Source organism: Pseudomonas sp. G3-19 (assembly GCF_054855875.1).
In genome coordinates this window covers 3,994,007-4,015,909 of the sequence record NZ_JBMPIQ010000003.1, presented here as the reverse complement: position 1 = coordinate 4,015,909, position 21,903 = coordinate 3,994,007, and the positions used below count along the sequence as shown (strand labels likewise).

18 protein-coding genes are annotated in these 21,903 nt (G+C 61.3%); 12 read left to right on the top strand and 6 right to left on the bottom strand.

Features of this window, described 5'->3' with window-relative positions; all coding sequences use genetic code 11:
- Window positions 1–98: 98 nt before the first annotated feature.
- A complete protein-coding gene (locus tag ACOYXI_RS18505) occupies window positions 99–344 on the top strand; it encodes a DUF1127 domain-containing protein (protein WP_134784980.1) in 246 nt (81 codons plus the stop codon).
- Between the two features lie 117 nt (window positions 345–461).
- Here ACOYXI_RS18505 and ACOYXI_RS18500 read toward each other — a convergent pair whose 3' ends face one another.
- Window positions 462–1,772, bottom strand: a complete 1,311-nt coding sequence (locus ACOYXI_RS18500; protein ID WP_461675144.1) for an NAD(P)/FAD-dependent oxidoreductase — start codon at window positions 1,770–1,772, stop codon at window positions 462–464.
- Between the two features lie 147 nt (window positions 1,773–1,919).
- Between ACOYXI_RS18500 and ACOYXI_RS18495 the strand changes: the two genes are divergently transcribed.
- Window positions 1,920–2,273 carry a YkgJ family cysteine cluster protein gene (locus ACOYXI_RS18495; RefSeq protein ID WP_027610425.1) on the top strand — a complete coding sequence of 118 codons (354 nt, stop codon included), beginning with the start codon at window positions 1,920–1,922 and terminating at the stop codon, window positions 2,271–2,273.
- A gap of 142 nt (window positions 2,274–2,415) precedes the next feature.
- On the opposite strand, the gene ACOYXI_RS18490 is transcribed toward ACOYXI_RS18495, so the two are convergent.
- Window positions 2,416–2,904, bottom strand: coding sequence for an Lrp/AsnC ligand binding domain-containing protein (locus ACOYXI_RS18490; RefSeq protein WP_003177284.1), 489 nt, complete (start codon window positions 2,902–2,904; stop codon window positions 2,416–2,418).
- 156 nt (window positions 2,905–3,060) lie between these two features.
- Between ACOYXI_RS18490 and dadA the strand changes: the two genes are divergently transcribed.
- The 6 genes from dadA (at window position 3,061) to ACOYXI_RS18460 (ending at window position 9,152) form a co-directional block, all read left to right on the top strand.
- Window positions 3,061–4,365: a D-amino acid dehydrogenase gene (dadA, locus tag ACOYXI_RS18485; protein WP_007962383.1), complete on the top strand. Its 1,305-nt coding sequence runs from the start codon at window positions 3,061–3,063 to the stop codon at window positions 4,363–4,365.
- The gene (locus ACOYXI_RS18480; protein ID WP_461675143.1) at window positions 4,337–4,690 is read left to right on the top strand and encodes a RidA family protein; all 354 of its coding nucleotides are present in this window, start codon (window positions 4,337–4,339) and stop codon (window positions 4,688–4,690) included. The genes dadA and ACOYXI_RS18480 overlap by 29 nt, the downstream gene beginning before the upstream one ends.
- A gap of 94 nt (window positions 4,691–4,784) precedes the next feature.
- The gene (gene alr / locus ACOYXI_RS18475) at window positions 4,785–5,858 is read left to right on the top strand and encodes an alanine racemase (RefSeq protein WP_210556340.1); all 1,074 of its coding nucleotides are present in this window, start codon (window positions 4,785–4,787) and stop codon (window positions 5,856–5,858) included.
- Window positions 5,859–5,946: 88 nt separating this feature from the next.
- Window positions 5,947–6,495, top strand: coding sequence for a cupin domain-containing protein (locus ACOYXI_RS18470; protein ID WP_007920393.1), 549 nt, complete (start codon window positions 5,947–5,949; stop codon window positions 6,493–6,495).
- A 182-nt stretch (window positions 6,496–6,677) separates the two neighbouring features.
- Window positions 6,678–7,094 (top strand): c-type cytochrome, encoded by a 417-nt coding sequence (locus ACOYXI_RS18465; RefSeq protein ID WP_041071964.1) that lies wholly within the window; start codon window positions 6,678–6,680, stop codon window positions 7,092–7,094.
- A gap of 135 nt (window positions 7,095–7,229) precedes the next feature.
- The gene (locus ACOYXI_RS18460; RefSeq protein ID WP_461675142.1) at window positions 7,230–9,152 is read left to right on the top strand and encodes an acetyl-CoA hydrolase/transferase C-terminal domain-containing protein; all 1,923 of its coding nucleotides are present in this window, start codon (window positions 7,230–7,232) and stop codon (window positions 9,150–9,152) included.
- Window positions 9,153–9,281: 129 nt separating this feature from the next.
- Here ACOYXI_RS18460 and ACOYXI_RS18455 read toward each other — a convergent pair whose 3' ends face one another.
- Both ACOYXI_RS18455 and rep read right to left on the bottom strand, forming a co-directional pair.
- The gene (locus ACOYXI_RS18455) at window positions 9,282–9,854 is read right to left on the bottom strand and encodes a xanthine phosphoribosyltransferase (RefSeq protein ID WP_007962388.1); all 573 of its coding nucleotides are present in this window, start codon (window positions 9,852–9,854) and stop codon (window positions 9,282–9,284) included.
- A gap of 55 nt (window positions 9,855–9,909) precedes the next feature.
- The gene (gene rep, locus ACOYXI_RS18450) at window positions 9,910–11,919 is read right to left on the bottom strand and encodes a DNA helicase Rep (protein ID WP_027610430.1); all 2,010 of its coding nucleotides are present in this window, start codon (window positions 11,917–11,919) and stop codon (window positions 9,910–9,912) included.
- Window positions 11,920–12,173: 254 nt separating this feature from the next.
- Here rep and ACOYXI_RS18445 point away from each other — a divergent pair, with 254 nt between their 5' ends.
- Window positions 12,174–13,847, top strand: coding sequence for a putative bifunctional diguanylate cyclase/phosphodiesterase (locus ACOYXI_RS18445; RefSeq protein ID WP_027610431.1), 1,674 nt, complete (start codon window positions 12,174–12,176; stop codon window positions 13,845–13,847).
- Window positions 13,848–13,974: 127 nt separating this feature from the next.
- On the opposite strand, the gene ACOYXI_RS18440 is transcribed toward ACOYXI_RS18445, so the two are convergent.
- The gene (locus ACOYXI_RS18440) at window positions 13,975–15,372 is read right to left on the bottom strand and encodes a NorM family multidrug efflux MATE transporter (RefSeq protein ID WP_135296827.1); all 1,398 of its coding nucleotides are present in this window, start codon (window positions 15,370–15,372) and stop codon (window positions 13,975–13,977) included.
- A 159-nt stretch (window positions 15,373–15,531) separates the two neighbouring features.
- On the opposite strand from ACOYXI_RS18440, the gene ACOYXI_RS18435 reads away from it, so the two are divergent.
- From ACOYXI_RS18435 to ACOYXI_RS18425, 3 genes are all read left to right on the top strand, one after another.
- Window positions 15,532–16,452 carry a LysR substrate-binding domain-containing protein gene (locus ACOYXI_RS18435; RefSeq protein WP_210556344.1) on the top strand — a complete coding sequence of 307 codons (921 nt, stop codon included), beginning with the start codon at window positions 15,532–15,534 and terminating at the stop codon, window positions 16,450–16,452.
- 181 nt (window positions 16,453–16,633) lie between these two features.
- The gene (locus tag ACOYXI_RS18430; protein ID WP_027610434.1) at window positions 16,634–18,610 is read left to right on the top strand and encodes a methyl-accepting chemotaxis protein; all 1,977 of its coding nucleotides are present in this window, start codon (window positions 16,634–16,636) and stop codon (window positions 18,608–18,610) included.
- Window positions 18,611–18,829: 219 nt separating this feature from the next.
- A complete protein-coding gene (locus tag ACOYXI_RS18425; RefSeq protein WP_461675141.1) occupies window positions 18,830–20,044 on the top strand; it encodes an aldose 1-epimerase family protein in 1,215 nt (404 codons plus the stop codon).
- Here the strand turns inward: ACOYXI_RS18425 and ACOYXI_RS18420 are convergent.
- Window positions 20,041–21,534 carry a YifB family Mg chelatase-like AAA ATPase gene (locus ACOYXI_RS18420; protein WP_282413458.1) on the bottom strand — a complete coding sequence of 498 codons (1,494 nt, stop codon included), beginning with the start codon at window positions 21,532–21,534 and terminating at the stop codon, window positions 20,041–20,043. The genes ACOYXI_RS18425 and ACOYXI_RS18420 overlap by 4 nt on opposite strands.
- Between the last annotated feature and the right edge of the window lie 369 nt (window positions 21,535–21,903).

Here is a 21,903-nt window from a genome sequence, read left to right as displayed (position 1 = left end):
CTGTATGGAATTAATACAGATGTGTTGAATCTGTAATGCTTTTGCCGACCCGCGCATCATGGAATCTCTGGCTACCCAAGTAAACAGGAGCAACAAAAATGAACGGCTTGAGCGATGTGCGGCTGACGTTACGCAGTCAGGAACTGGCGGCAGGGCAGGAGGACAGTGCATGGAATAGCGCCATGCGTAACGCGCCATCCGGCCTGAGTCGCTGGGGCCTGTTCTGGCATCGTCTGCACACGCGCAAGGCGCTTATGAATCTGACGCCGGAGCAGCTCAAGGACGTCGGGTTGACCCGGGAGCAGGCAAATGAAGAGGGGTTGAAGCCGTTCTGGCGGATCTGAAGGATGTGGTGCTGTTTCTGACCCCATCGCGAGCAGGCTCACTCCTACAGGGGAATACGTTCCTACTGTAGGAGTGAGCCTGCTCGCGATGAGGGCATTAAGTCTGGTGCAAAAACATCAGACCAGCTCCTTGAGCCGATGCCACAACATCCCCAACGCCAGCAACGGCGAGCGCAAATGCTTGCCGCCGGGGAAGGTGATGTGCGGCACCTTGGCAAACAGATCAAAGCCACCGCTGTGCTGCCCGCTGATCGCCTCGGCGAGCAGCTTGCCCGCCAGGTGCGTGGCATTCACTCCGTGCCCGGAATAGGCCTGGGCGTAATACACGTTCGGTTGATCCTTGAGCCTGCCGATCTGTGGCAGACGGTTGGCGCCGATGCCGATCATGCCGCCCCATTGATAGTCGATTTTCACGCCCGCCAGTTGCGGAAACACTTCGAGCATCTTCGGCTGCATGTAGGCGCCGATGTCCTTCGGGTCGCGCCCGGAATAGTGGCAGGCACCGCCGAACAGCAGGCGCCGATCCGCCGAGAGCCGGTAGTAATCCAGCGCCACCCGCTGGTCACAGACCGCCATGTTTTGCGGCAGCAGGCTGTGCGCCAGTTCTTCGGACAGCGGTTCGGTCGCAATGATGTAACTGCCGGCGGGCAGTACTTTGCCGCTGAGTTGCGGATTGAGATCGTTGAGGTAAGCGTTGCAGCCCAGCACCAGGGTTTTCGCCCGCACTGAACCTTGAGCGGTGTGGACGCGAACTGCGGGGCCGTAATCGATACGCGTCACCGCCGATTGCTCGAACAGCTGCACGCCCAATTGCTGTGCGGCAGCGGCTTCGCCCAGCGCCAGGTTCAGTGGGTGCAGATGCCCGGAACCCATGTCGATCAAGCCGCCGACGTAACGTTTGGAGCCGACCACGGTGTGCATTTCATCGGCTTGCAACAGGCGGGTTTCGTAGCGATAGCCGAGACTGCGCAGCTCTTCGGCATCTTCGGCAAAGCCTTCGAGATCGGCCGGTTTGTTGGCGAGATCGCAGTAGCCCCAAGTCAGATCGCACGGGATCTGGAAACGCTCGACGCGCTGGCGGACGATTTCCACCGCTTCCAGGCCCATCAGTTTCATCTGGCGAACGCCGTCAGCGCCGATGACGTTGCTGAACTGGTCGAGGCCGTGGCCGACCCCGCGAATTAACTGCCCGCCGTTGCGGCCGCTGGCGCCCCAACCGACCCGGTGCGCTTCCAGCAACACCACACTGAGGCCGCGTTCGGCCAATTCCAGCGCGGTGTTCAGCCCCGAGAAGCCGCCGCCGACCACGCACACGTCTGCGCTCAGCTCGCCTTGCAGCACCGGATACTCGGGCTGCGGCAGGCTGCTGGCGGCGTAGTAAGAGGCAACGTGGGGTTGGCTCGCGAAGGTTCGGGCGCGGGCATTCATGGGCATCATCCAACGGCTGGGTGTCGAGAAAATTTGACGGAGCATAAGCCGCACGGCCGAAGACGGGCAACACTGGTCGGCCGTTGCTGTGTGGATCTCGGCTTTTGCGGCACAATTGCCGCCTATTTCATGTGGATTACCGTTTCGATGAGTTGCAACCGCCAGACCATTCGCGACCTGCGTCAGCAGATCCCCACGTTCGAGTGCGTGCCAGGCTGCCATGACTGCTGCGGGCCGGTGACCACCTCGCCGGAAGAAATGTCACGCCTGCCGCGCAAGACCCGCGCCGAGCAGGATGCGGCGATGGAAGAACTGAACTGTGTACACCTGGGGCCGAATGGCTGCACGGTGTATGGCGAGCGACCGCTGATTTGCCGGTTGTTCGGTACCACCAAAACCCTGCCATGCCCGAACGGGCGGGGGCCGGTGGAGTTGATTCATCCACGGGTTGAAAAGCAGATCTTCGAATACATGGCGGCGAATCGGCAGGTGTTGGTTTAGCGCAATTGCTGGAACCGAGTCGACCCAATCGCTGGCAAGCCAGCTCCCACAGTGATCGTCGTCGTTCACAGAATATGTGTTAATCACTGAACCTGTGGGAGCTGGCTTGCCAGCGATGGGGCCGGATCAGGCAGCACAAATCTCAATCCGGAATCGGCAGGCTCAAACTCTCCTTCACCTCTTCCATCACGATATAGCTCTTCGACTCACGCACATGCGGCAGCTTCAACAGAATGTCGCCCAGCAGCTTGCGGTACGAGGCCATCTCGGAGATCCGCGCCTTCACCAGATAGTCGAAATCCCCTGACACCAAATGGCATTCCAGCACGTGCGGCAGTTTCAGCACCGCGCGGCGGAACTCTTCGAAGGTGTCGCCGGATTTGTAATCGAGGCTGATCTCGACGAACACCAGCAGGCTACCCTTCAAGTGCTGCGGGTTCAGGCGGGCGTTGTAGCCCATGATGATCCCTTCGCGCTCCAGTCGCCGCACTCGCTCCGTACACGGTGTGGTGGACAGACCAACCTTCTCCCCGAGTTCGGTAAACGATATGCGCCCGTCCGCCTGCAGGATCCGCAAGATGTTGCGGTCGATCTTGTCCAGCTCACGTTTGGTCTGAGTGTTGGTACGCATAGGGGATGCGCCTCCGTGAAAAGGGTTTTTGCCGAGAATTGTCGCCAAATATAGGCGCTTATATAGTGAAATGCACTGGCCATTCTTTTTTACACTGCGCGCATCATTGCTCTAACAACAGACGTACGCGGCCCCGCCGCGATGAGGGATACAAAAATGCGCGTAATGGTCTTGGGTAGCGGCGTCATCGGTACCGCCAGTGCTTACTATCTGGCCCGTGCCGGGTTTGAAGTGGTGGTGGTCGACCGGCAGCCAGCCGTGGCCATGGAGACCAGTTTCGCCAACGCCGGCCAGGTGTCGCCGGGTTATGCCTCGCCATGGGCTGCGCCGGGTGTACCGCTCAAGGCCATCAAGTGGTTGCTGCAGCGCCACGCGCCGTTGGCGATCAAGGCCACTGCCGACATCGACCAGTACCTGTGGATGGCGCAAATGCTGCGCAACTGCACCGCTAGCCGTTACGCAGTGAACAAGGAGCGCATGGTGCGTCTGTCCGAGTACAGTCGCGACTGCCTCGATGAACTGCGCGCCGAAACCGGCATCGCTTACGAAGGCCGCAGCCTCGGTACCACGCAACTGTTCCGCACTCAGGCACAGCTCGATGGCGCCGCTAAAGACATCGCCGTGCTGAAAGAGTCCGGCGTGCCGTTTGAAGTTCTCGACCGCGCCGGCATTGCCCGTGTCGAGCCGGCCCTGGCCAATGTCACCGACATCCTCGCCGGCGCCCTGCGTCTGCCGAACGACCAGACCGGCGACTGCCAGATGTTCACTACGCGCCTGGCGGAAATGGCCGTGAAACTTGGTGTGGAATTCCGCTTCGGCCAGGACATCCAGCGCCTCGACTACGCCGGTGACCGCATCAACGGTGTATGGATCGACGGCAAGCTGGAAACCGCCGACCGCTACGTGCTGGCCCTCGGCAGCTACTCACCGCAACTGCTCAAGCCGCTGGGCATCAAGGCTCCGGTGTATCCGCTCAAGGGTTACTCGCTGACCGTGCCGATCACCAACCCGGCCATGGCCCCGACCTCGACCATTCTCGACGAAACCTACAAGGTCGCGATCACCCGTTTCGACAACCGCATCCGCGTCGGCGGCATGGCCGAAATCGCCGGTTTTGACCTGTCGCTGAACCCGCGTCGGCGTGAAACCCTGGAGATGATCGTCAACGACCTTTATCCTCAGGGCGGCAATCTGGCCGAGGCGAGCTTCTGGACCGGCCTGCGTCCGACCACCCCGGACGGCACGCCGATCGTGGGCGCCACGCCGTTCAAGAACCTGTTCCTCAACACCGGTCACGGCACCCTGGGTTGGACCATGGCGTGCGGTTCCGGTCGTTTGCTGGCCGATCTGATGGCGAAGAAAAAGCCGCAGATCAGCGCCGAAGGCCTCGATATTTCCCGTTACGGCAACAAGCCTCAGGAGTCCGCAAAACATGGCAATCCAGCGCCAGCTCACCAATGAGCGCATGAGTCAGATCGTCACCCACAACGGCACCGTGTATCTGGCCGGGCAGGTCGGCGACGACTTCGACGCCGGAGTCGAACAGCAGACCCGCGAGGTGCTCGCCAATATCGAGCGTTTGCTGGATCTGGCCGGGACTGACAAGCAGCATCTGCTGTCGGCAACGATCTACCTGAACGACATCGAGGCGCACTTTGCCGGGATGAACTCGGTGTGGGATCAGTGGCTGCCCAAAGGCGCCGCGCCGGCCCGGGCCACCGTCGAAGCGAAGATGGCCAAGCCGAGCATCCTGGTCGAGGTCTCCATCGTCGCCGCGTTGCCGTAACCGATTCAAAGATCCCTCTCCCGGCGCTGTTGGCGGTTCACGTCGTCAGTCGGCGCCGGTTTTTATTTCCATGACCGCCTAGAAGTCTGCCGCCATGCGTCCTGCCCGTGCCCTGATCGACCTAGAAGCCCTGCGCCACAACTACCGAATTGCCCGCGAAGTCACCGGCGCCAAGGCGCTGGCGGTGATCAAGGCTGATGCCTACGGTCACGGCGCGGTGCGTTGCGCCCAGGCGCTGGAAACCGAGGCCGACGGGTTTGCCGTCGCCTGCATTGAAGAAGCGCTGGAGCTGCGCGCGGCCGGCATCAAGGCCCCGGTGTTGTTGCTCGAAGGCATCTTCGAGGCTGACGAGCTGGCACTGATCGTCGAACATGATTTCTGGACCGTGGTGCATTCGCTGTGGCAGCTCGAAGCCATCGAGCAGACGGCATTGAGCAAACCGATCACCGTGTGGCTCAAGCTCGATTCCGGCATGCACCGCGTCGGCCTGCATCCGAAGGACTACGCGGCGGCTTACCAGCGTCTGCTGGCCAGCGGCAAAGTGGCGAAGATCGTGCTGATGAGCCACTTCGCCCGCGCCGATGAACTGCATGAGCAGAGCAGCGCCGATCAGGTCGCGGTGTTCGAAGCGGCGCGTCAGGGTCTGGCTGCCGAAGTCAGCCTGCGCAACTCGCCGGCCGTGCTCGGTTGGCCGCAGATCCACAGCGACTGGGTCCGCCCGGGCATCATGCTCTACGGCGCGACCCCGTTCGAAGAAGCCAACGCCGTGGCCGAGCGTCTGCAACCGGTGATGACCCTCGAATCGAAAGTCATCTGCGTGCGCGAACTGCCCGCCGGCGAGCCGATCGGCTATGGCGCCAAATTCATCACCGACAAGCCGATGCGCATCGGCGTGGTTGCCATGGGCTATGCCGATGGCTACCCGCGTCATGCCCCGACCGGCACGCCGGTGCTGGTGGCCGGCAAACGCAGCCGCCTGCTTGGCCGCGTATCGATGGACATGCTCTGCATCGACCTCACCGATGTGCCGGAAGCGGACCTCGGTTCGACCGTCGAACTGTGGGGCAAAAACATCCTCGCCAGCGAAGTGGCGCAGTGGGCGGACACCATTCCCTACCAGATCTTCTGCAACCTGCGTCGCGTGCCAAGGCTCTATTCCGAGGGTTGAGGCCGCTGCGGGGGCCAAGTGTTGTAAATACTGAACGCTGTCGCCATGATAACGCTCAATATTCTTACAACATCAGGAGGCTCCCGCCTTGGACGTCGGTGAACGACTGCAATCGATCCGCAAGCTCAAAGGGCTTTCCCAGCGTGAACTCGCCAAACGCGCGGGCGTCACCAACAGCACCATTTCGATGATCGAAAAGAATAGCGTCAGCCCTTCGATCAGTTCGCTGAGGAAGGTTCTGGGCGGGATTCCCATGTCCATGGTCGAGTTCTTTTCCGAAGAAATCCTGCAGGAAGTCCCGACCCAGATCGTCTACAAGGCCAACGAGCTGATCGACATCTCCGACGGCGCGGTGACCATGAAACTGGTCGGCCGCGCGCACCCGAGCCGGGCCATCGCGTTTCTCAACGAGATCTACCCGCCGGGCGCTGATACCGGCGAAGAAATGCTCACCCATGAAGGCGAAGAAACCGGGATTCTGGTGGAAGGGCGTCTGGAACTGGTGGTGGGTCTGGAAACTTTTATTCTCGAAGCCGGCGACAGCTACTATTTTGAAAGTACCAAGCCGCACCGTTTCCGTAATCCGTTCGACGCGCCCGCGCGACTAATCAGCGCAGCCACGCCGGCGAATTTTTAAAGACAGAGGTGCCAGGCCATGACGGTGAAGGCATCCGATGAGTTTTTCCACAGCGCGGTATAACCCCTTCGACTATGGGGTTGTTTCAGTGTGGCGGGCTACCCGCTATACTTGCGCCCGCCTGCGAACCGTGGCCGCAGGCGTGAATAGCCACCATTGAGGGTGAACGCGTGAACCTAATTATGAAAATGCTGGCCGCACCAGCAACCGTACTGGCCCTCTGGGCTGTCAGCGCTCAAGCTGCGACGAATGACGACATTGCCAAGCGCCTCGAGCCGGTCGGCCAGGTGTGCGTTCAGGGACAGGAATGCAAAGGGATGGAAGTCGCTGCCTCCGCTGGAGGCGGTGGTGGGGCGAAGACGCCGGATGAAGTGATTGCAAAACATTGCAACGCTTGCCACGGTACGGGTCTGCTAGGCGCACCGAAAATCGGTGACACCGCCGCCTGGAAAGACCGCGCCGATCACCAGGGCGGCCTCGACGGCATCCTCGCCAAAGCCATCACCGGCATCAATTCCATGCCGCCAAAAGGCACCTGCGCCGATTGCTCGGACGACGAGTTGAAAGGCGCGATCCAGAAGATGTCCGGCCTGAAATAAGCCGCGCTTCTGACGAAAAAAACCGTCTTCGGACGGTTTTTTTGTGCCTGCGATTCACGGCTTTCGCTGTCCTTTGCAGCAAAGTCGAGGCAAGCTCGGTCTACCCCTATTCACGGAACGGGCAGGAGGCTTCAGATGGTGCAGTTGTGTTCGATCGAACAGGCAGTGGACGATGTGCTTGCACGTCTGCCGGCACATATCCATATGGGCATGCCGCTGGGGCTGGGCAAGCCCAATCACTTCGTCAACGCGCTGTACCGGCGGATCAAGGATTTGCCCGAACGACAGCTGACGATGTACACCGCGCTGTGCCTGGGGCGGCCGACGCTGGGCGACGGTCTGCAGAAGCGCTTCATCGAACCCTTCGTCGAGCGCGTGTTCGGCGACTACCCCGAATTCGATTTCCTCGCCGATCTGCAGCGTGACAGCCTGCCCGCCAACATCCGTATCGAACAGTTCTTCATGCAGCCCGGCAGCCTGCTCAACAGCCCGCCGGCCCAGCAGGATTACGTCAGCAGCAACTACAGCCACGCCGCCCGCGATATCAATGCCGCCGGCCTCAATCTGGTGGCGCAATTGCTCGCCAGCAGCAGCGAGCATCCCGATCGCCTGAGCCTGAGCTGCAACCCGGACATCACCCTCGACCTGTTGCCGATGATCACCAAGCGTCGCGACGCCGGGGAGACCATTCTGCTGGTCGGTCAGGTGCACACCGATCTGCCGTACATGCCCGGCGATGCCGAAGTCGATATCGACACCTTCGACCTGCTGATCGACGCGAAGGACAGCAGCACGCTGTTTTCCACGCCGAACATGCCGGTGGGTTTTCAGGATCACTTCATCGGTTTGCACGCCAGCACCCTGGTGCGCGACGGCGGCACCTTGCAGATCGGCATCGGTTCGATGGGCGACGCGCTCACGGCCGCATTGCTCGCGCGGCAGGCGGACAACGCCGGTTACCAAGCCTTGCTCAACGACATCAATCTCAGTCAGTGGGCACAGTTGATCGAGCGCGAGGGCGGTACCGCGCCATTCGCCAAAGGCCTGTATGGCTGCAGCGAAATGTTCGTCAACGGCCTGCTGGTGCTGGCCGATGCCGGGATCATCCGGCGCAAGGTCTACCCCGACGTGCACACTCAGGAGCAGGCCAACGCCGGCACCCTCGATGAGTCGGCGCAGACCGATGGCATCTCGGTGCACGGCGGCTTCTTCCTCGGCCCGCGCAGTTTCTACGAGCGCCTGCGCGAGCTGCCGCTGAGCAAGCGCCTCGAATTCAACATGACCCGCATCAGCTACATCAACGAGCTGTACGGGCAGGAAGAGCTCAAGCGCTTGCAGCGCCTCGATGCCCGGTTCATCAACACCGTGTTCACTATGACGCTGATGGGCGCGGGTGTGGCCGATCAATTGGAAGACGGGCGGGTGCTCAGCGGTGTCGGCGGGCAATACAATTTCGTCGCCCAGGGCCACGCGCTGCACGATGCGCGTTCGATTCTGATCCTGCGCAGCTGGCGCGAGTCCGCCGGCGAGGTCAGCTCGAACATCGTCTGGGAGTACGGCCATTGCACGATTCCACGGCACCTGCGCGACATCGTGGTCACCGAATACGGCATTGCCGATCTGCGCGGCAAGACCGATGCGGTGGTAATCGAGTCGTTGCTGAACATCAGCGATTCACGCTTTCAACCGGGGCTGATCGAACAGGCGCAGAAGGTCGGCAAACTGCCGAAGGATTTCCGCCTCGATCCACGCTTTGCCGACAACACCCCGCAACGCTTGCAGGCGATTGCGGCGAAGCATCCGAATCTGTTTCCCGAGTATCCGCTGGGTTGTGATTTCACCGCGATCGAACGGGATCTGCTGCGGGCGCTGAACTGGCTGAAAAGTAAGTTCAAGCTGAGTGAGATATTGGAGCTGGGCAAGGCTGCGCTGGATGCGCCGGAGGCTTCGACGTTCCCCGAACACCTTGAACGTATGCAACTGACCCACCCGGAAGGCCTGAAAGAAGACCTTTTCCAGCGCTTGCTCCTTACCGGCCTGAAGGCCACCGCGCAGTAACGGCTCACCCCAAAACCAACGGTGGGAGCGGGCTTGCTCGCGAAGGCGTCGTGTCAGTCAAAGAATAGCTCGACTGACACGACGCCTTCGCGAGCAAGCCCGCTCCCACAGGGGGTAATGCGGTGTGGCTTATTCGATGAAGGTAACGACGCCATCCTTCAACGATTTCACGCGGGCCAGCGATTCAACGCGATAGCCCTGCGAATCCAGCTCGGCACGGCCGCCCTGGAACGACTTCTCGATCACGATGCCCAGACCGGCGACGGTGGCGCCAGCCTGTTTGATGATCGAGATCAGCGCCTGCGAAGCCTTACCGTTGGCCAGGAAGTCGTCGATGATCAGCACGCGGTCGCTGCTGGTCAGGTGACGCGGCGAGATGGCCACGGTACTTTCGGTCTTCTTGGTGAACGAGTAAACGGTCGCCGACAGCAGGTTTTCGGTCAGGGTCAGGGACTGCTGCTTGCGGGCGAAGATCACCGGCACACCGAGGTTCAGACCGGTCATGATCGCCGGAGCGATGCCCGAGGCTTCGATGGTGACGATCTTGGTGATGCCCGAATCCTTGAACAGCGTGGCGAATTCGTCGCCGATCAGCTTCATCAGGGCCGGGTCGATCTGGTGGTTCAGGAAGGCGTCGACTTTCAGGACCTGGTCGGAAAGCACGATGCCTTGTTCGCGGATTTTCTGCTGCAATGCTTCCATGAAGCTGTCCTCGTTCAGCGCTTGTGCGCCCTAAGCTTTAAAAAAGTGGTCAATTCTAGCGCTTTAACATCGCGCGTATATCAGCCAATGCGCTATTGCCGCGCACGGCTTTGACTTCGGTCGGTGTGTCGTCGTTGCCTTCCCACGCCAGGTCGTCCGGCGGCAGCTCATCGAGGAAGCGGCTTGGCGCGCAGTCGATGATCTCGCCGTACTGTTTGCGCTTGGCGGCGAAGGTGAAGGCCAGGGTCTGACGGGCGCGGGTGATACCCACGTAGGCCAGGCGGCGTTCCTCCTCGATGGTGTCGGCTTCGATGCTGGAGCGGTGCGGGAGGATTTCCTCTTCCATGCCCATGATGAACACGTAAGGGAATTCCAGACCCTTGGACGCATGCAGGGTCATCATCTGCACGCCTTCGGCGCCGTCCTCTTCTTCCTGCTGACGCTCGAGCATGTCGCGCAGGACCAGTTTGCCAATGGCGTCCTCGACGGTCATTTCGCCGTCTTCGTCTTTTTCCAGGGTGTTCTTCAAGGCCTCGATCAGGAACCAGACGTTGCTCATCCGGTAGTCCGCAGCCTTGTCGCTGGAACTGTTGGTGCGCAGCCAGTTCTCGTAGTCGATGTCCATGACCATGCTGCGCAGCGCCGAGATCGGATCTTCGCCGGCGCACTGCTCACGGACTTTGTCCATGAAGCGCTTGAAGCGCGACAGGCGATCGGTGAAGCGGCTGTCCAGATGCTCGCCCAGACCGATTTCGTCGGTGGCGGCGTACATCGAGATCTTGCGTTCGGTGGCGTAGTTGCCGAGTTTTTCCAGGGTGGTCGAGCCGATTTCCCGACGCGGCACGTTGATCACGCGCAGGAAGGCGTTGTCGTCGTCCGGGTTCACGATCAGGCGGAAGTAGGCCATCAGGTCCTTCACTTCCTGACGACCGAAGAAGCTGTTGCCGCCGCTCAGGCGGTACGGCACCTGGTGGTGCTGCAACTTCAGTTCGATCAGCTTGGCCTGGTAGTTGCCGCGATAGAGGATCGCGAAATCGCTGTACGGGCGGTCGGTACGCAAGTGCAGGCTGAGGATTTCCATGGCCACGCGCTCGGCTTCGGCGTCCTCGTTGCGGCAGCGGATCACGCGGATCTCGTCGCCGTGGCCCATCTCACTCCACAGCTGTTTTTCGAATTCGTGCGGGTTGTTCGAGATCAGCACGTTGGCGCAGCGCAGGATGCGGCTGGTGGAGCGGTAGTTCTGCTCGAGCATCACCACTTTCAGCGACGGGTAGTCATCCTTGAGCAGCATCAGGTTTTCCGGCCGCGCGCCGCGCCAGGCGTAGATCGACTGGTCGTCGTCGCCCACCACGGTGAACTGATTACGCTTGCCGATCAGCATCTTCACCAGCAGGTACTGGCTGGCGTTGGTGTCCTGGTATTCGTCGACCAGCAGGTAACGCACCTTGTTCTGCCACTTTTCGAGAATGTCGGCGTGCTCTTCGAAGAGCTTTACCGGCAGCAGGATCAGGTCGTCGAAGTCCACCGCGTTGAACGCCTTGAGCGTGCGCTGATAGTGGGTGTAGACGATGGCGGCAGTCTGTTCTTTCGGATTGCGCGCGTTTTCCAGCGCCTGGGCCGGCAGGATCAGGTCGTTTTTCCAGGCGCCGATCATGTTCTTGATCTCGTCGACGCCGTCGTCGCCTGCGTATTCCTTCTGCATGATGTCGGTCATCAGGGCTTTGACGTCGGTCTCGTCGAAGATCGAGAAACCGGGTTTGTAGCCCAGCCGCGCATGCTCCTTGCGGATGATGTTCAGGCCCAGGTTGTGGAAGGTGCAGACCGTCAGGCCGCGACCTTCGCCGGCACGCAGCAGGGTGCCGACCCGCTCCTTCATCTCGCGCGCGGCCTTGTTGGTAAAGGTCATGGCGACTATGTACTGGGCGCGGATGCCGCAGTTCTGGATCAGGTGCGCGATCTTGCGGGTGATCACGCTGGTCTTGCCGGAGCCAGCGCCGGCGAGCACCAATAGAGGGCCGCCGACGTAGTTCACGGCTTCTTGCTGCCGGGGATTGAGTCGGGACATACGAAAATTCGGGAGTCGTTGACGAAATGGGCCGGCATTTTAACAGGCTCAGCGATTTGTGCTGCTCTGTCCGACTTGTGACGTACCACGCGATTCAAATTTGCCGGTTTTGTTACTTTCGCGGAGGATACACGGTGATTTTGCGGCTAATGTTCTCATTCGTGACACAAAATAACGTTCTGATAATCGTTGTCATTGAACATCGCAACGGCATAATGCCCCGCCCACATCATTGCAGAGTCTAGGGAGCTAGCTTGTCTACGCCTGTCGAACCCTTGCGTTTGCTGCTACTGGCCGAAGAGCCAGCGTGGACAGCGTTATTGCGCGAGTGTCTGGCTCCGATGGGGAGCGCGGCGGTGCTGATCAGTGCGCCGAGCTGGGAGTCGGTCAGCAGTCTGTTCGAAGACAATCGTCACGCGGTGTTGTTGACCGTTCCCGCGTTGCAGCCGGCCCCGGGCCGTTGCAGCCTGCCGACGGTGTTGCTGCTGGATCACGAACCGGCCACCGCGCCGGTTGGCGTCAGTGACTGGCTGGTGTTCGACGCCCTCGACGCCGGCATGCTGCGCCGTTGTCTGCGCCATGTGCGTGAACGCGGCGTCCTCGAAAACACCCTGCAACGCCTGGCCGAACAGGATCCTCTGACCGGCATCGCCAACCGCCAGGGCTTCCAGACCCTGCTCGCGGCGCGCCTGGCGGAAAACGACGGCCGTGGTCTGGCCCTCGGGCATCTCGATCTCGACAACTTCCGTCACGCCAACGACGCCCTCGGTCATCAGGCCGGCGATCGCTTGATCCTGCAAGTCGTCGCGCGGCTGAAAAGTCAGCTTGAGGCCGGGGATCAACTGGCGCGGCTGGGCAGCGACGAGTTTGCCTTGCTGATCGACACCCGCCGCGCGCCGCAACGCGCCGAGTGGATGGCCGAACGCATTACCGAAGCCCTCGCCGAACCGTATTGGGTCGATGGCGAAAGCCTGTTGATCGGCTCCAGCCTCGGCATCGCCCATGCCCGTGCACAGGGTGGCGCCGACCCACTGATGTGGCACGCGCACATTGCCATGCAGCAGGCCAAGAGTACGCAGGGCTGCACCTTCCATATCTTCAACGAACGCATCAACCGCAACGCCCGGAGCATGGCCGACCTCGAAAGTGAGCTGCGCCGGGCCTTGCGCCGCGATGAGCTGGAGTTGCACTACCAGCCACGGCTGAATCTTGCAGACGGGCAGATCGTCGGCCTCGAAGCCCTGGTGCGCTGGCGCCATGGCGAGCGCGGTCTGCTACCGCCGAGCGAATTCGTGCCGCTGGCCGAGCAGAGCGGTCTGATCGTGCCGCTGGGCTACTGGGTGATTTCCCGCGCGTTGCGCGACATGCAGGCACTGCGCGAGCGCGGGCTGCCGGCGCTGCACATGGCGATCAACCTGTCGTTCCGCCAGTTTCAGGACAGCCAGTTGCTGCCGACGCTCAGCCGGCTGATTGCCGAGCGCGGGGTCGAGGCGCAGTGGCTGGAGTTTGAGCTCACCGAAACCGCCGTCATGCGGCGCAGCGATCTGGTCAAACAGACCATGGACGCCCTCGGCCGTCTCGGCGTGCGTTTCTCGCTGGATGACTTCGGCACCGGGTTCTCCTCGTTCGTGCACCTCAACAGCCTGCCGATCACCTTGCTGAAGATCGACAAAAGCTTTGTCGGCGGCATGGAGCAGCGCGAAGAGAATCGCAAACTGGTGCACGCGATGATCAACCTCGCGCATAACCTGCATCTGGAAGTGGTGGCGGAGGGCGTGGAGACCCCGGAGCAACTGGAGTTATTGCGCGGGTTTGGCTGTGATCAGGTGCAGGGCTATCTGATCAGCCGGCCGTTGCCGTTGGCAGAGCTGGTTGAATACCTGACCTTCGGCTCTAGCCAGCAGCCAGCCCTCGAAATCGTCAGTTGAACGCAATCTCCGGGTTAGGCATGAATCCCTGTGGGAGCGGGCTTGCTCGCGAAGGCGTCGTGTCAGTCAAAGCATAGGCTGCCTGACCCACCGCTTTCGCGAGCAAGCCCGCTCCCACAAGGGAATCTCAGTCTGCCTGAGCGACTGTGTACTGGTTTGATGACAGAGGTTCGCGCTGAATCATCCGCTTCATCTTCCATTCAAACGCCAGCGTCAGGCTCACCGCCGCGCAGGCCAGGCCCAGCGCCAATCCCCACCAGACGCCCGTCGGCCCCCAGTTCAGGTGGAACGCCATCCACCACGCCGCCGGTGCGCCAATCAACCAATAACAAGCAAGGCCAACCAGAAACGTGGTTTTCGCATCCTTGAGTCCACGGATGCAGCCCATGGCGATGGTCTGCGTGCCGTCAAACAGCTCGAACCACGCCGCCACCGCCAGCAGGCTCACCGCCAGACGAATCACTTCGGCAAAGGCCGGATCGTTGTGATCAAGGAACAACCCGACCAACTGATTCGGCAACAGCCAGAACACCATGGCAAAACCCAGCATCACCACCGCACCGAAAACGATGCCGACCCGGCCGGACATCCGCGCATCGCTCAGTTGCCCGGCGCCGTAGTGCTGGCCGACGCGCATGGTGATCGCGTAGGACATCCCGGCCGGCACCATGAATGCCACCGAAACGATCTGCAGGGCGATCTGGTGTGCGCCCAGTTGCGTGCTGCCCATGGTGCCCATGCACAGGGCCGCGAAGGCAAACAGGCCGACTTCGACCGCGTAGGTGCCACCAATCGGCAGACCGAGGCGCCACAGTTCTTTCAGATACTGACGATTTGGCCGCGACAGGCCGGCGCGCAACGGGTAAGCGTCATAGGCCGGGTGCCGGCGGATGTGCCAGGCCAGCGCCAGCGCCATGCAGTTGGCAACGATTGCCGTGACCAGGCCGATGCCGGTCAACCCCAGTTTCGGCAGACCGAACATGCCGGTAATCAATGCGTAATTGAGCAGGAAGTTGGCCACGGTGCCGCCGAGGCTGATGACCATCACCGGGGTCGCCCGGCCGATCGCACTGGTGAAGCCGCGCAGGGCCATGAAGCTCAGGTAGCCGGGCAGGGCGAAGGGCAGGGCGATGAGGAATTGCCCGGCGGCATGGACGTTGGTTTCGGTCTGGCCGAACAGCAGCAACACCGGTTTCAGGTTCCACAGCAGCAACCCGGCGCCGAGCGCCATCAGCCATGCCAGCCACAACCCGGCCTGGGTCAGGCGGGCCGCGCCGATGATGTCGCCGGCGCCCTGACGGATCGCCACCAGCGTGCCGACCGCTGCAATCACGCCGATGCAGAAAATCGACACGAATGAATAACTCGCTGCCCCCAGTCCGCCGCCGGCCAGGGCTTCGGGGCTGAGGCGCGCCATCATCAGGGTGTCGGTCAGCACCATCAACATGTGCGCCAACTGCGAAGCAATCAACGGCCCCGCCAGCCGCAGGATGGCCCAGAGTTCGGTACGCACAGGATGCTGCATGGTCATCACCACCCATCAATCAGAGGGAACAAGAGACCGTCGATTCTCGGCGCTTGGCAGGGTTTGCACAAAAGGATAAAAAGGATGGGTGGCATGATTAAAACTCATCATGAGTAAACCTCGCCGGGGTGGCCGGATGCCGCCAAAGGAGCTTTGTGTATGTCCCGTCGTCTTCCACCCTTGTATGCCCTGCGCGCATTCGAAGCGGCGGCGCGGCACAGCTCGTTCACCCGGGCGGCCGAGGAATTGTCGATCACCCAGAGTGCAGTCAGCCGGCACATCAAGACGCTGGAAGAACATTTCGCCTGCAAGCTGTTTCATCGCAGTGGGCGCAACCTGCAACTGACGGAATCGGCGCGGATGCTGTTGCCCGGCATTCGCGATGGTTTCGCGGCGCTGGAGCGCGCCTGCAACACCTTGCGCGCCGAAGACGACATCCTGCGCATGAAAGCGCCGTCGACCCTGACCATGCGCTGGCTGCTGGCGCGACTCAGCCGCTTTCGCCATCTACAACCGGGCAATGAGGTACAGCTGACCAGTGCGTGGATGGACGTGGATTCGGTGGACTTCAACAACGAGCCCTTCGACTGCGCGGTGCTGCTGAGCGATGGGCACTTCCCGCCCGACTGGGAGGCCAGCCTGCTGTTTCCCGAGGAGTTGATCCCGGTCGGTGCGCCAAACCTGCTGAATGACCAGCCGTGGGATGTGGCGCGGCTGGCCTCCACGGAGTTGCTGCATCCGACCCCGGATCGGCGTGACTGGCGCAGTTGGCTGGAACATATGGGGCTGTCCGATCAGGTTTCGCTCAAGGGCGGACAGGTGTTCGATACCCTCGAACTTGGGATGATCGCCGCGGCGCGAGGCTACGGGGTGTCAATGGGCGATCTGCTGATGGTCGCCGAAGATGTGGCGCAAGGAAGACTGAGCCTGCCCTGGCCGACCGCGGTCGCCAGCGGCCTGAATTATTACCTGGTATGGCCAAAAACCCGTCCGGGAGGTGAACGTTTGCGCCGTCTCAGCGACTTCCTGCAAGGCGAAGTGCGGGCCATGGCGTTGCCGGTGGTCAAGCGCTTGAGCTGAAACGTTAGAGCCGCCACAATGCCGGCCTTGTGCCATAACCCTGCTGTTCGCTCAAGTATTCGGCTTTACCGCCGAATACGTGCATGTGGAACCGCCGTGCAGGTATCCACGATTCACCCCCATTAGAAAATTATCCGAGCTGCGATCAAGGAGGATCGGCAAGTTCGGCCAGGAGCTGTCCATGTCTCAACCTCGCGCTCGGATCGCCTCGCAGCTGGGCCTCGCGCTCGCTGTGATACTGGCGATCGTCATCAGCGGCAGTACGGTGTTCGCCCTGCGTTCGCTGGATTCCGCCAACCTCGCCACCCGTGAAGAGCACCTCGCCAGTGAGGCGCGGCTGCTGGCCGACCAGTTGAGCACTTTCCACGGCACGCTGCGCGAAAGCACCCAGCGCCTGAGCGGGCTGTTCGAGAAGCGCTTCAGCGCGGGCCTGAGCATTCACCCGGATGAACCGGTGAACGTCGCCGGCACCCAGACCCCGGGCCTGCACCTGGGCAGCGAAGTGTTGAACAACAACTTCAAGGAAGTCGACGAGTTCAAGCAGATGACCGCCGGCGTTGCCACGCTGTTCGTGCGTAGCGGCGAAGACTTCGTGCGGGTCAGCACCTCGCTGACCAAACAGGACGGCACGCGCGCTATCGGCACTCTGCTCGATCACGCACACCCGGCCTACGCGAAGTTGATGGCCGGGCAGGGTTACGTCGGCCGCGCGCTGCTGTTTGATCGCTCCTACATGACCCAATACACCCCGGTGCGCGATGGCAGCGGCAAGGTGATTGCGGTGTTGTTCGTTGGTTTTGATTACACCGATGCGCAGAACGCCCAGTTCGACAACCTCAAGCGCTTCCGCATCGGCCAGACTGGTTCGCTGGCGCTGCTGGATGAGCAGAACAAATGGTTGGTGGCCCCGGCGGGCGTCCAGGCATTGGATCAGGCGGTTACGGTGATTGGCGCTCTGGCCAAAACCCCTGGCAAAGGTCAGTTCTGGGGCGACAAGAACGAAGATTTCTACAGTGTTTCGGTACCGTTCGATGGTGGGCCGTGGGCGGTAGTGGCGAGCATGCCGAAAGCCGAGATTCGCGCGGTGACCTGGAGCGTCGGCACGCAACTGGCCATCGGCAGCCTGCTGGCGATGCTGTTAGCGGTGGGTTCGGTGGTGTGGTTGCTGCGCAGCAAACTGGCGCCGCTGAGTGATCTGGTGCGTCAGGCCGAAGCGCTGGGCGCAGGTGATCTGAGCGTGCGCCTGAACGTGTCGAGCAACGACGAGATCGGACAGTTGTCCCGTGCGTTCAACCAGATGAGCCAGGCGCTGTCGACGATGGTCGAACACATCCGCCGCTCCTCGGAAGAGGTCAACAGCCGCGCCCAGGCATTGTCCGGTTTGTCCGGTGGTGCCTACGAAGGCATGGAGCAGCAGTCCGGCGAAATCACCAGCATGGCCGGCGCAGTTGAAGAGTTCAGCGCCACCTCGCTGAACATCGCCGACAACATGGGGGCCACCCAGCGTCTGGCCCAGGAAAACGCTCAGCAGACGCAGATCGGTCGTACTTCCATGGACGAAGCCTCTTCCTCGCTGGAGCAAATCGCTGGCGCGTTGAACACCACGGCTACCGTGATCAACACCCTTGGCCAGCGTTCCCAGGAAATCGGCGGCATTGTCAGTGTGATCACCTCGATTGCCGAACAGACCAACCTGCTGGCGCTCAACGCGGCCATCGAAGCGGCCCGTGCCGGTGAACAGGGCCGTGGTTTTGCCGTGGTCGCCGATGAGGTGCGTAACCTGGCGTCGCGCACCCGTCAGGCCACTGATGAAATCTCCGGGATGATTCACAGCATCCAGCAGGAAACCGGCAACGCCATCAGCACCATGGAGCAGGGCAACCTGCTGATGCAGGAAGGCCTGTCGCGCAACGCCAACGTGGCGTCGGCGCTGGCGCGGATCGATGAGCAGAGCCGTTCGGCAGGGCAGCAGTTCGCCGCGATTACCACCGCGACCCAGGAGCAGAGCAGCACGGCTACTTTGCTCAGCAGTAACCTGCAGAGCATTGCGCTGGCCAACAGTGAGCAGCGTGAGGTGGTGTCGAACCTTGCGGTCACCGCCAAAGAGCTTGAAAAGCTGGCGGCGGATCTGCGTTCCGAGGTTGATCGCTTTCGTTGATACAGCCTTGATATCGCTTTCGCGAGCAAGCTCGCTCCCACAGTTTCCGGCGTGAATCACAGATTCTGTGAACACCCGAGATCCCTGTGGGAGCGAGCTTGCTCGCGAATGGATCCCCGCCAATTCTTGGTAAATCACACGATCGCAAGCTCCATTGCACTTGCTGAAACGTTTCCGCAGCGCTATAAAAATGGCACAACTCCAATAAAGGCTGCTGCCATGACCCCGTTCAAACTCGCCGTTGCATTCGGCGCACTCTCTGCTGCTTCCCACGCCATGGCCTGGGATTACGTACTCCTCGATACCAACAAGCCCGCGCAAAACTGGAGCATTACCAGTGAGCAGCTCGGGTTGAAAACCGACAAGCCTTTCTCCGTGAGTCTGCGAACCTTGCACGGCGGACGACAGGAAGGTGTCAGCATCGTCGATATCGATAACGGCACGATGAAACTCTCGGTGGTGCCGACCCGCGGCATGAATGTCCTGCAGGCGTCGGTTGGTAACGTGCGCATGGGTTGGGATTCGCCGGTCAAGGAAGTGGTCAACCCGGCCTTCATCGAACTCAATGGACGCGGTGGTCTGGGCTGGCTGGAAGGCTTCAATGAGTTGGTGACCCGCTGCGGTTACGAATGGGTCGGCCATCCCGGCATCGACAATGGCGAGATGCTGACCCTGCACGGCCGCGCCGCGAACATTCCGGCCAGCACTGTCACGCTGCACATCGATGAAAAACCACCCTACGCCATCAGTCTGCGCGGTGAGCTGAAAGAACAGGCGTTCAAGAAAGTCGACTTCTCGGTCGTCACTGAGCTGGTCACCGAGCCGGGCAGCGTGCGCTTTGCCCTCAACGATACGCTGACCAACAACGGTGATTATCTGAAGGAATACCAGGCGCTGTATCACAGTAACTTCAGTACACCGTTCCTTGAGCAGGGCGCGCGGTTCGCGGCGCCGGTGAAACAGGTCTCGCCATTCAACGACAAGGCCAAAGCCGAGTTGGCGGACTGGCAGACTTATCGCGGTCCAACCAAGGACTACGACGAAACCGTCTATAACGTCGTGCCCTACGCCGACGCAAAAGGCGAAACCCTGACTGTTTTGCACAACAAGGCTGGCAGCCTCGGTGTCTCTGTTGGCTTCAATACACAACAGCTGCCAGTGTTTTCCCTGTGGAAAAATACCGACACCCAAGGGCAGGGCTATGTCACGGGCCTTGAGCCAGGCACCAGCTTTTCCTACAACCGCCGCTATCAGCGTCCGCTGAACCTGGTGCCGACCATTGCGCCAAAGGCCAGCCAACAGTTCCAGATCAGCTATAGCCTGCTGGCAGACAAGGGCGCTGTGGATAACGCCTTGAAGCGCGTGAGCGAAATCCAGGCCGGACGTGAAACCGAAGTGCGACAGGCGCCGCTGGTGGATCTGACCGAGCATTAAGGCGTCGCCGGACGGTATTGCAGCGCCTCGGCCAGATGCTCACGGCTGATTGCATGGACTTGCTCAAGGTCTGCCAGGGTTCTGGCGACCTTGAGCAAACGATGGGCTGAGCGCAGTGACAAGGTCAGCCGTTCGCAGGCTGACTCCAGCCATTTCTCATCGGCTGTGGATAACTGGCAGTGCCGCTTCAGGCCTGGCAGATCGAGGAACGCATTGGCACAACGCTGACGCTTTTGCTGGCGTTCGCGTGCCTCGGCCACCACGGCTGCCGCACTGGCGCTGTCCTCGCCTGGCTTCACTGCCGGATTCAACGCCGTCGCTTCCCGCGCCACCGTCAGGTGCAGATCGATCCGATCCAGCAACGGCCCCGATAGCTTGTTGCGGTAGCGCTGCACCATGTCCGGTGTACAAGAGCACTTGCCGCTCGGCTCGCCAAGATATCCACAAGGGCACGGATTCATCGCCGCCACCAACTGGAAGCGCGCCGGAAAACGCACGCGATCCTTGGCTCGGGCAATCACGATATGCCCGGATTCCAGCGGCTCGCGCAGCACCTCCAGCACCTTGCGATCAAATTCCGGAAGCTCGTCGAGAAACAGCACACCGTGGTGGGCGAGGGTGATCTCGCCGGGTTGCGGTTTCGAGCTGCCACCGACCAGCGCCGGCCCGGAGGCCGAGTGGTGTGGCTGGCGAAAGGGCCGTTGCGGCCAATGGGTCAGTGGCACGCCGCTGGCGACCGATTGAATCGCCGCCACTTCCAGCGCCTCGCATTCGGAGAGTGGCGGCAGTAGGCCCGGCAAGCGACTTGCCAACAAGGTCTTGCCGGTCCCCGGCGGCCCGCTGAACAACAGGTTGTGTGCGCCCGCCGCCGCGATCAGCAGCGCCCGTTTCGCGGCCATCTGTCCTTGCACCTCATTGAGGTCGGGATAAGGTTTCGCCGCATGGATCAGCCCGTCCGAGACATAAGGCTCGACCGGCGTATGCCCGTTGAAATGCGCCACTGCCTCCAGCAGATGATCCACCGCAAACACCTTCAAACCCGAAGCAAGGCACGCTTCCTCGGCATTCGCCCGCGGCACCACCAGTGCCCGCCCGGCCTTGCGCGCCGCCAGTGCCGCCGGCAACACCCCGCGTACCGGCCGCACAGCACCGGACAACGCCAGTTCACCAAGGCATTCCACCTCATCCAGCGTCAGACACGGCACCTGCACACTCGCCGACAGAATCCCCAGGGCAATCGCCAGATCAAAGCGCCCGCCGTCCTTGGGCAAGTCCGCCGGCGCGAGATTCAAGGTGATCCGCCGCGCCGGAAACTGCAGCCCGGAATTGATGATCGCGCTGCGCACGCGATCCTTGCTCTCCTTTACCGCCGCCTCGGGCAGGCCGACCATGGTCAGCGACGGCAGACCGTTGGCCAGATGGACTTCGACGGTGACAGCGGGAGCATCCACGCCAACCTGGGCGCGGCTGTGGACGATGGAGAGGGACATGGTCGTTCCTTGAGCTGAATCGGGGACCGCTTCCTGCGGGTTTTTGAAGGGTAGTTGGGGAAGGGCGATCAGGCGGGGGCGAACTTTCACTGGATGTTGCGGGAAAGCGGTCAACCAATTTCGAGGCGAAAAAAAACCGCCTTGAGGAGACGGTTTTCAGTTTGCAGGCTTCGGTGAGGCCAAGGCCTGCGTATCCTTTGCGGACACACTCACGTGCGATCAGGTTATGCATGTTTGCTCATTGGCGCAAGTATCAGATGGGCTTGAAAGGGGGGGCAACGGTCCCGTTGATAGCGCCTCCTAACAACTTGATACAAGTTGTTTAAATCGCTTTCTAAGGGCGGTCATAAAGTCCGCAATGACGATGCC

Coding starts and splice junctions, on each gene's coding strand:
- ACOYXI_RS18505 (WP_134784980.1), top strand. CDS start 99: ATGAACGGCTTGAGCGATGTGCGGCTGACGTTACGCAGTCAGGAACTG.
- ACOYXI_RS18500 (WP_461675144.1), bottom strand. CDS start 1,772: ATGAATGCCCGCGCCCGAACCTTCGCGAGCCAACCCCACGTTGCCTCT.
- ACOYXI_RS18495 (WP_027610425.1), top strand. CDS start 1,920: ATGAGTTGCAACCGCCAGACCATTCGCGACCTGCGTCAGCAGATCCCC.
- ACOYXI_RS18490 (WP_003177284.1), bottom strand. CDS start 2,904: ATGCGTACCAACACTCAGACCAAACGTGAGCTGGACAAGATCGACCGC.
- dadA (WP_007962383.1), top strand. CDS start 3,061: ATGCGCGTAATGGTCTTGGGTAGCGGCGTCATCGGTACCGCCAGTGCT.
- ACOYXI_RS18480 (WP_461675143.1), top strand. CDS start 4,337: ATGGCAATCCAGCGCCAGCTCACCAATGAGCGCATGAGTCAGATCGTC.
- alr (WP_210556340.1), top strand. CDS start 4,785: ATGCGTCCTGCCCGTGCCCTGATCGACCTAGAAGCCCTGCGCCACAAC.
- ACOYXI_RS18465 (WP_041071964.1), top strand. CDS start 6,678: ATGAAAATGCTGGCCGCACCAGCAACCGTACTGGCCCTCTGGGCTGTC.
- ACOYXI_RS18460 (WP_461675142.1), top strand. CDS start 7,230: ATGGTGCAGTTGTGTTCGATCGAACAGGCAGTGGACGATGTGCTTGCA.
- ACOYXI_RS18455 (WP_007962388.1), bottom strand. CDS start 9,854: ATGGAAGCATTGCAGCAGAAAATCCGCGAACAAGGCATCGTGCTTTCC.
- rep (WP_027610430.1), bottom strand. CDS start 11,919: ATGTCCCGACTCAATCCCCGGCAGCAAGAAGCCGTGAACTACGTCGGC.
- ACOYXI_RS18440 (WP_135296827.1), bottom strand. CDS start 15,372: ATGCAGCATCCTGTGCGTACCGAACTCTGGGCCATCCTGCGGCTGGCG.
- ACOYXI_RS18435 (WP_210556344.1), top strand. CDS start 15,532: ATGTCCCGTCGTCTTCCACCCTTGTATGCCCTGCGCGCATTCGAAGCG.
- ACOYXI_RS18430 (WP_027610434.1), top strand. CDS start 16,634: ATGTCTCAACCTCGCGCTCGGATCGCCTCGCAGCTGGGCCTCGCGCTC.
- ACOYXI_RS18425 (WP_461675141.1), top strand. CDS start 18,830: ATGACCCCGTTCAAACTCGCCGTTGCATTCGGCGCACTCTCTGCTGCT.
- ACOYXI_RS18420 (WP_282413458.1), bottom strand. CDS start 21,534: ATGTCCCTCTCCATCGTCCACAGCCGCGCCCAGGTTGGCGTGGATGCT.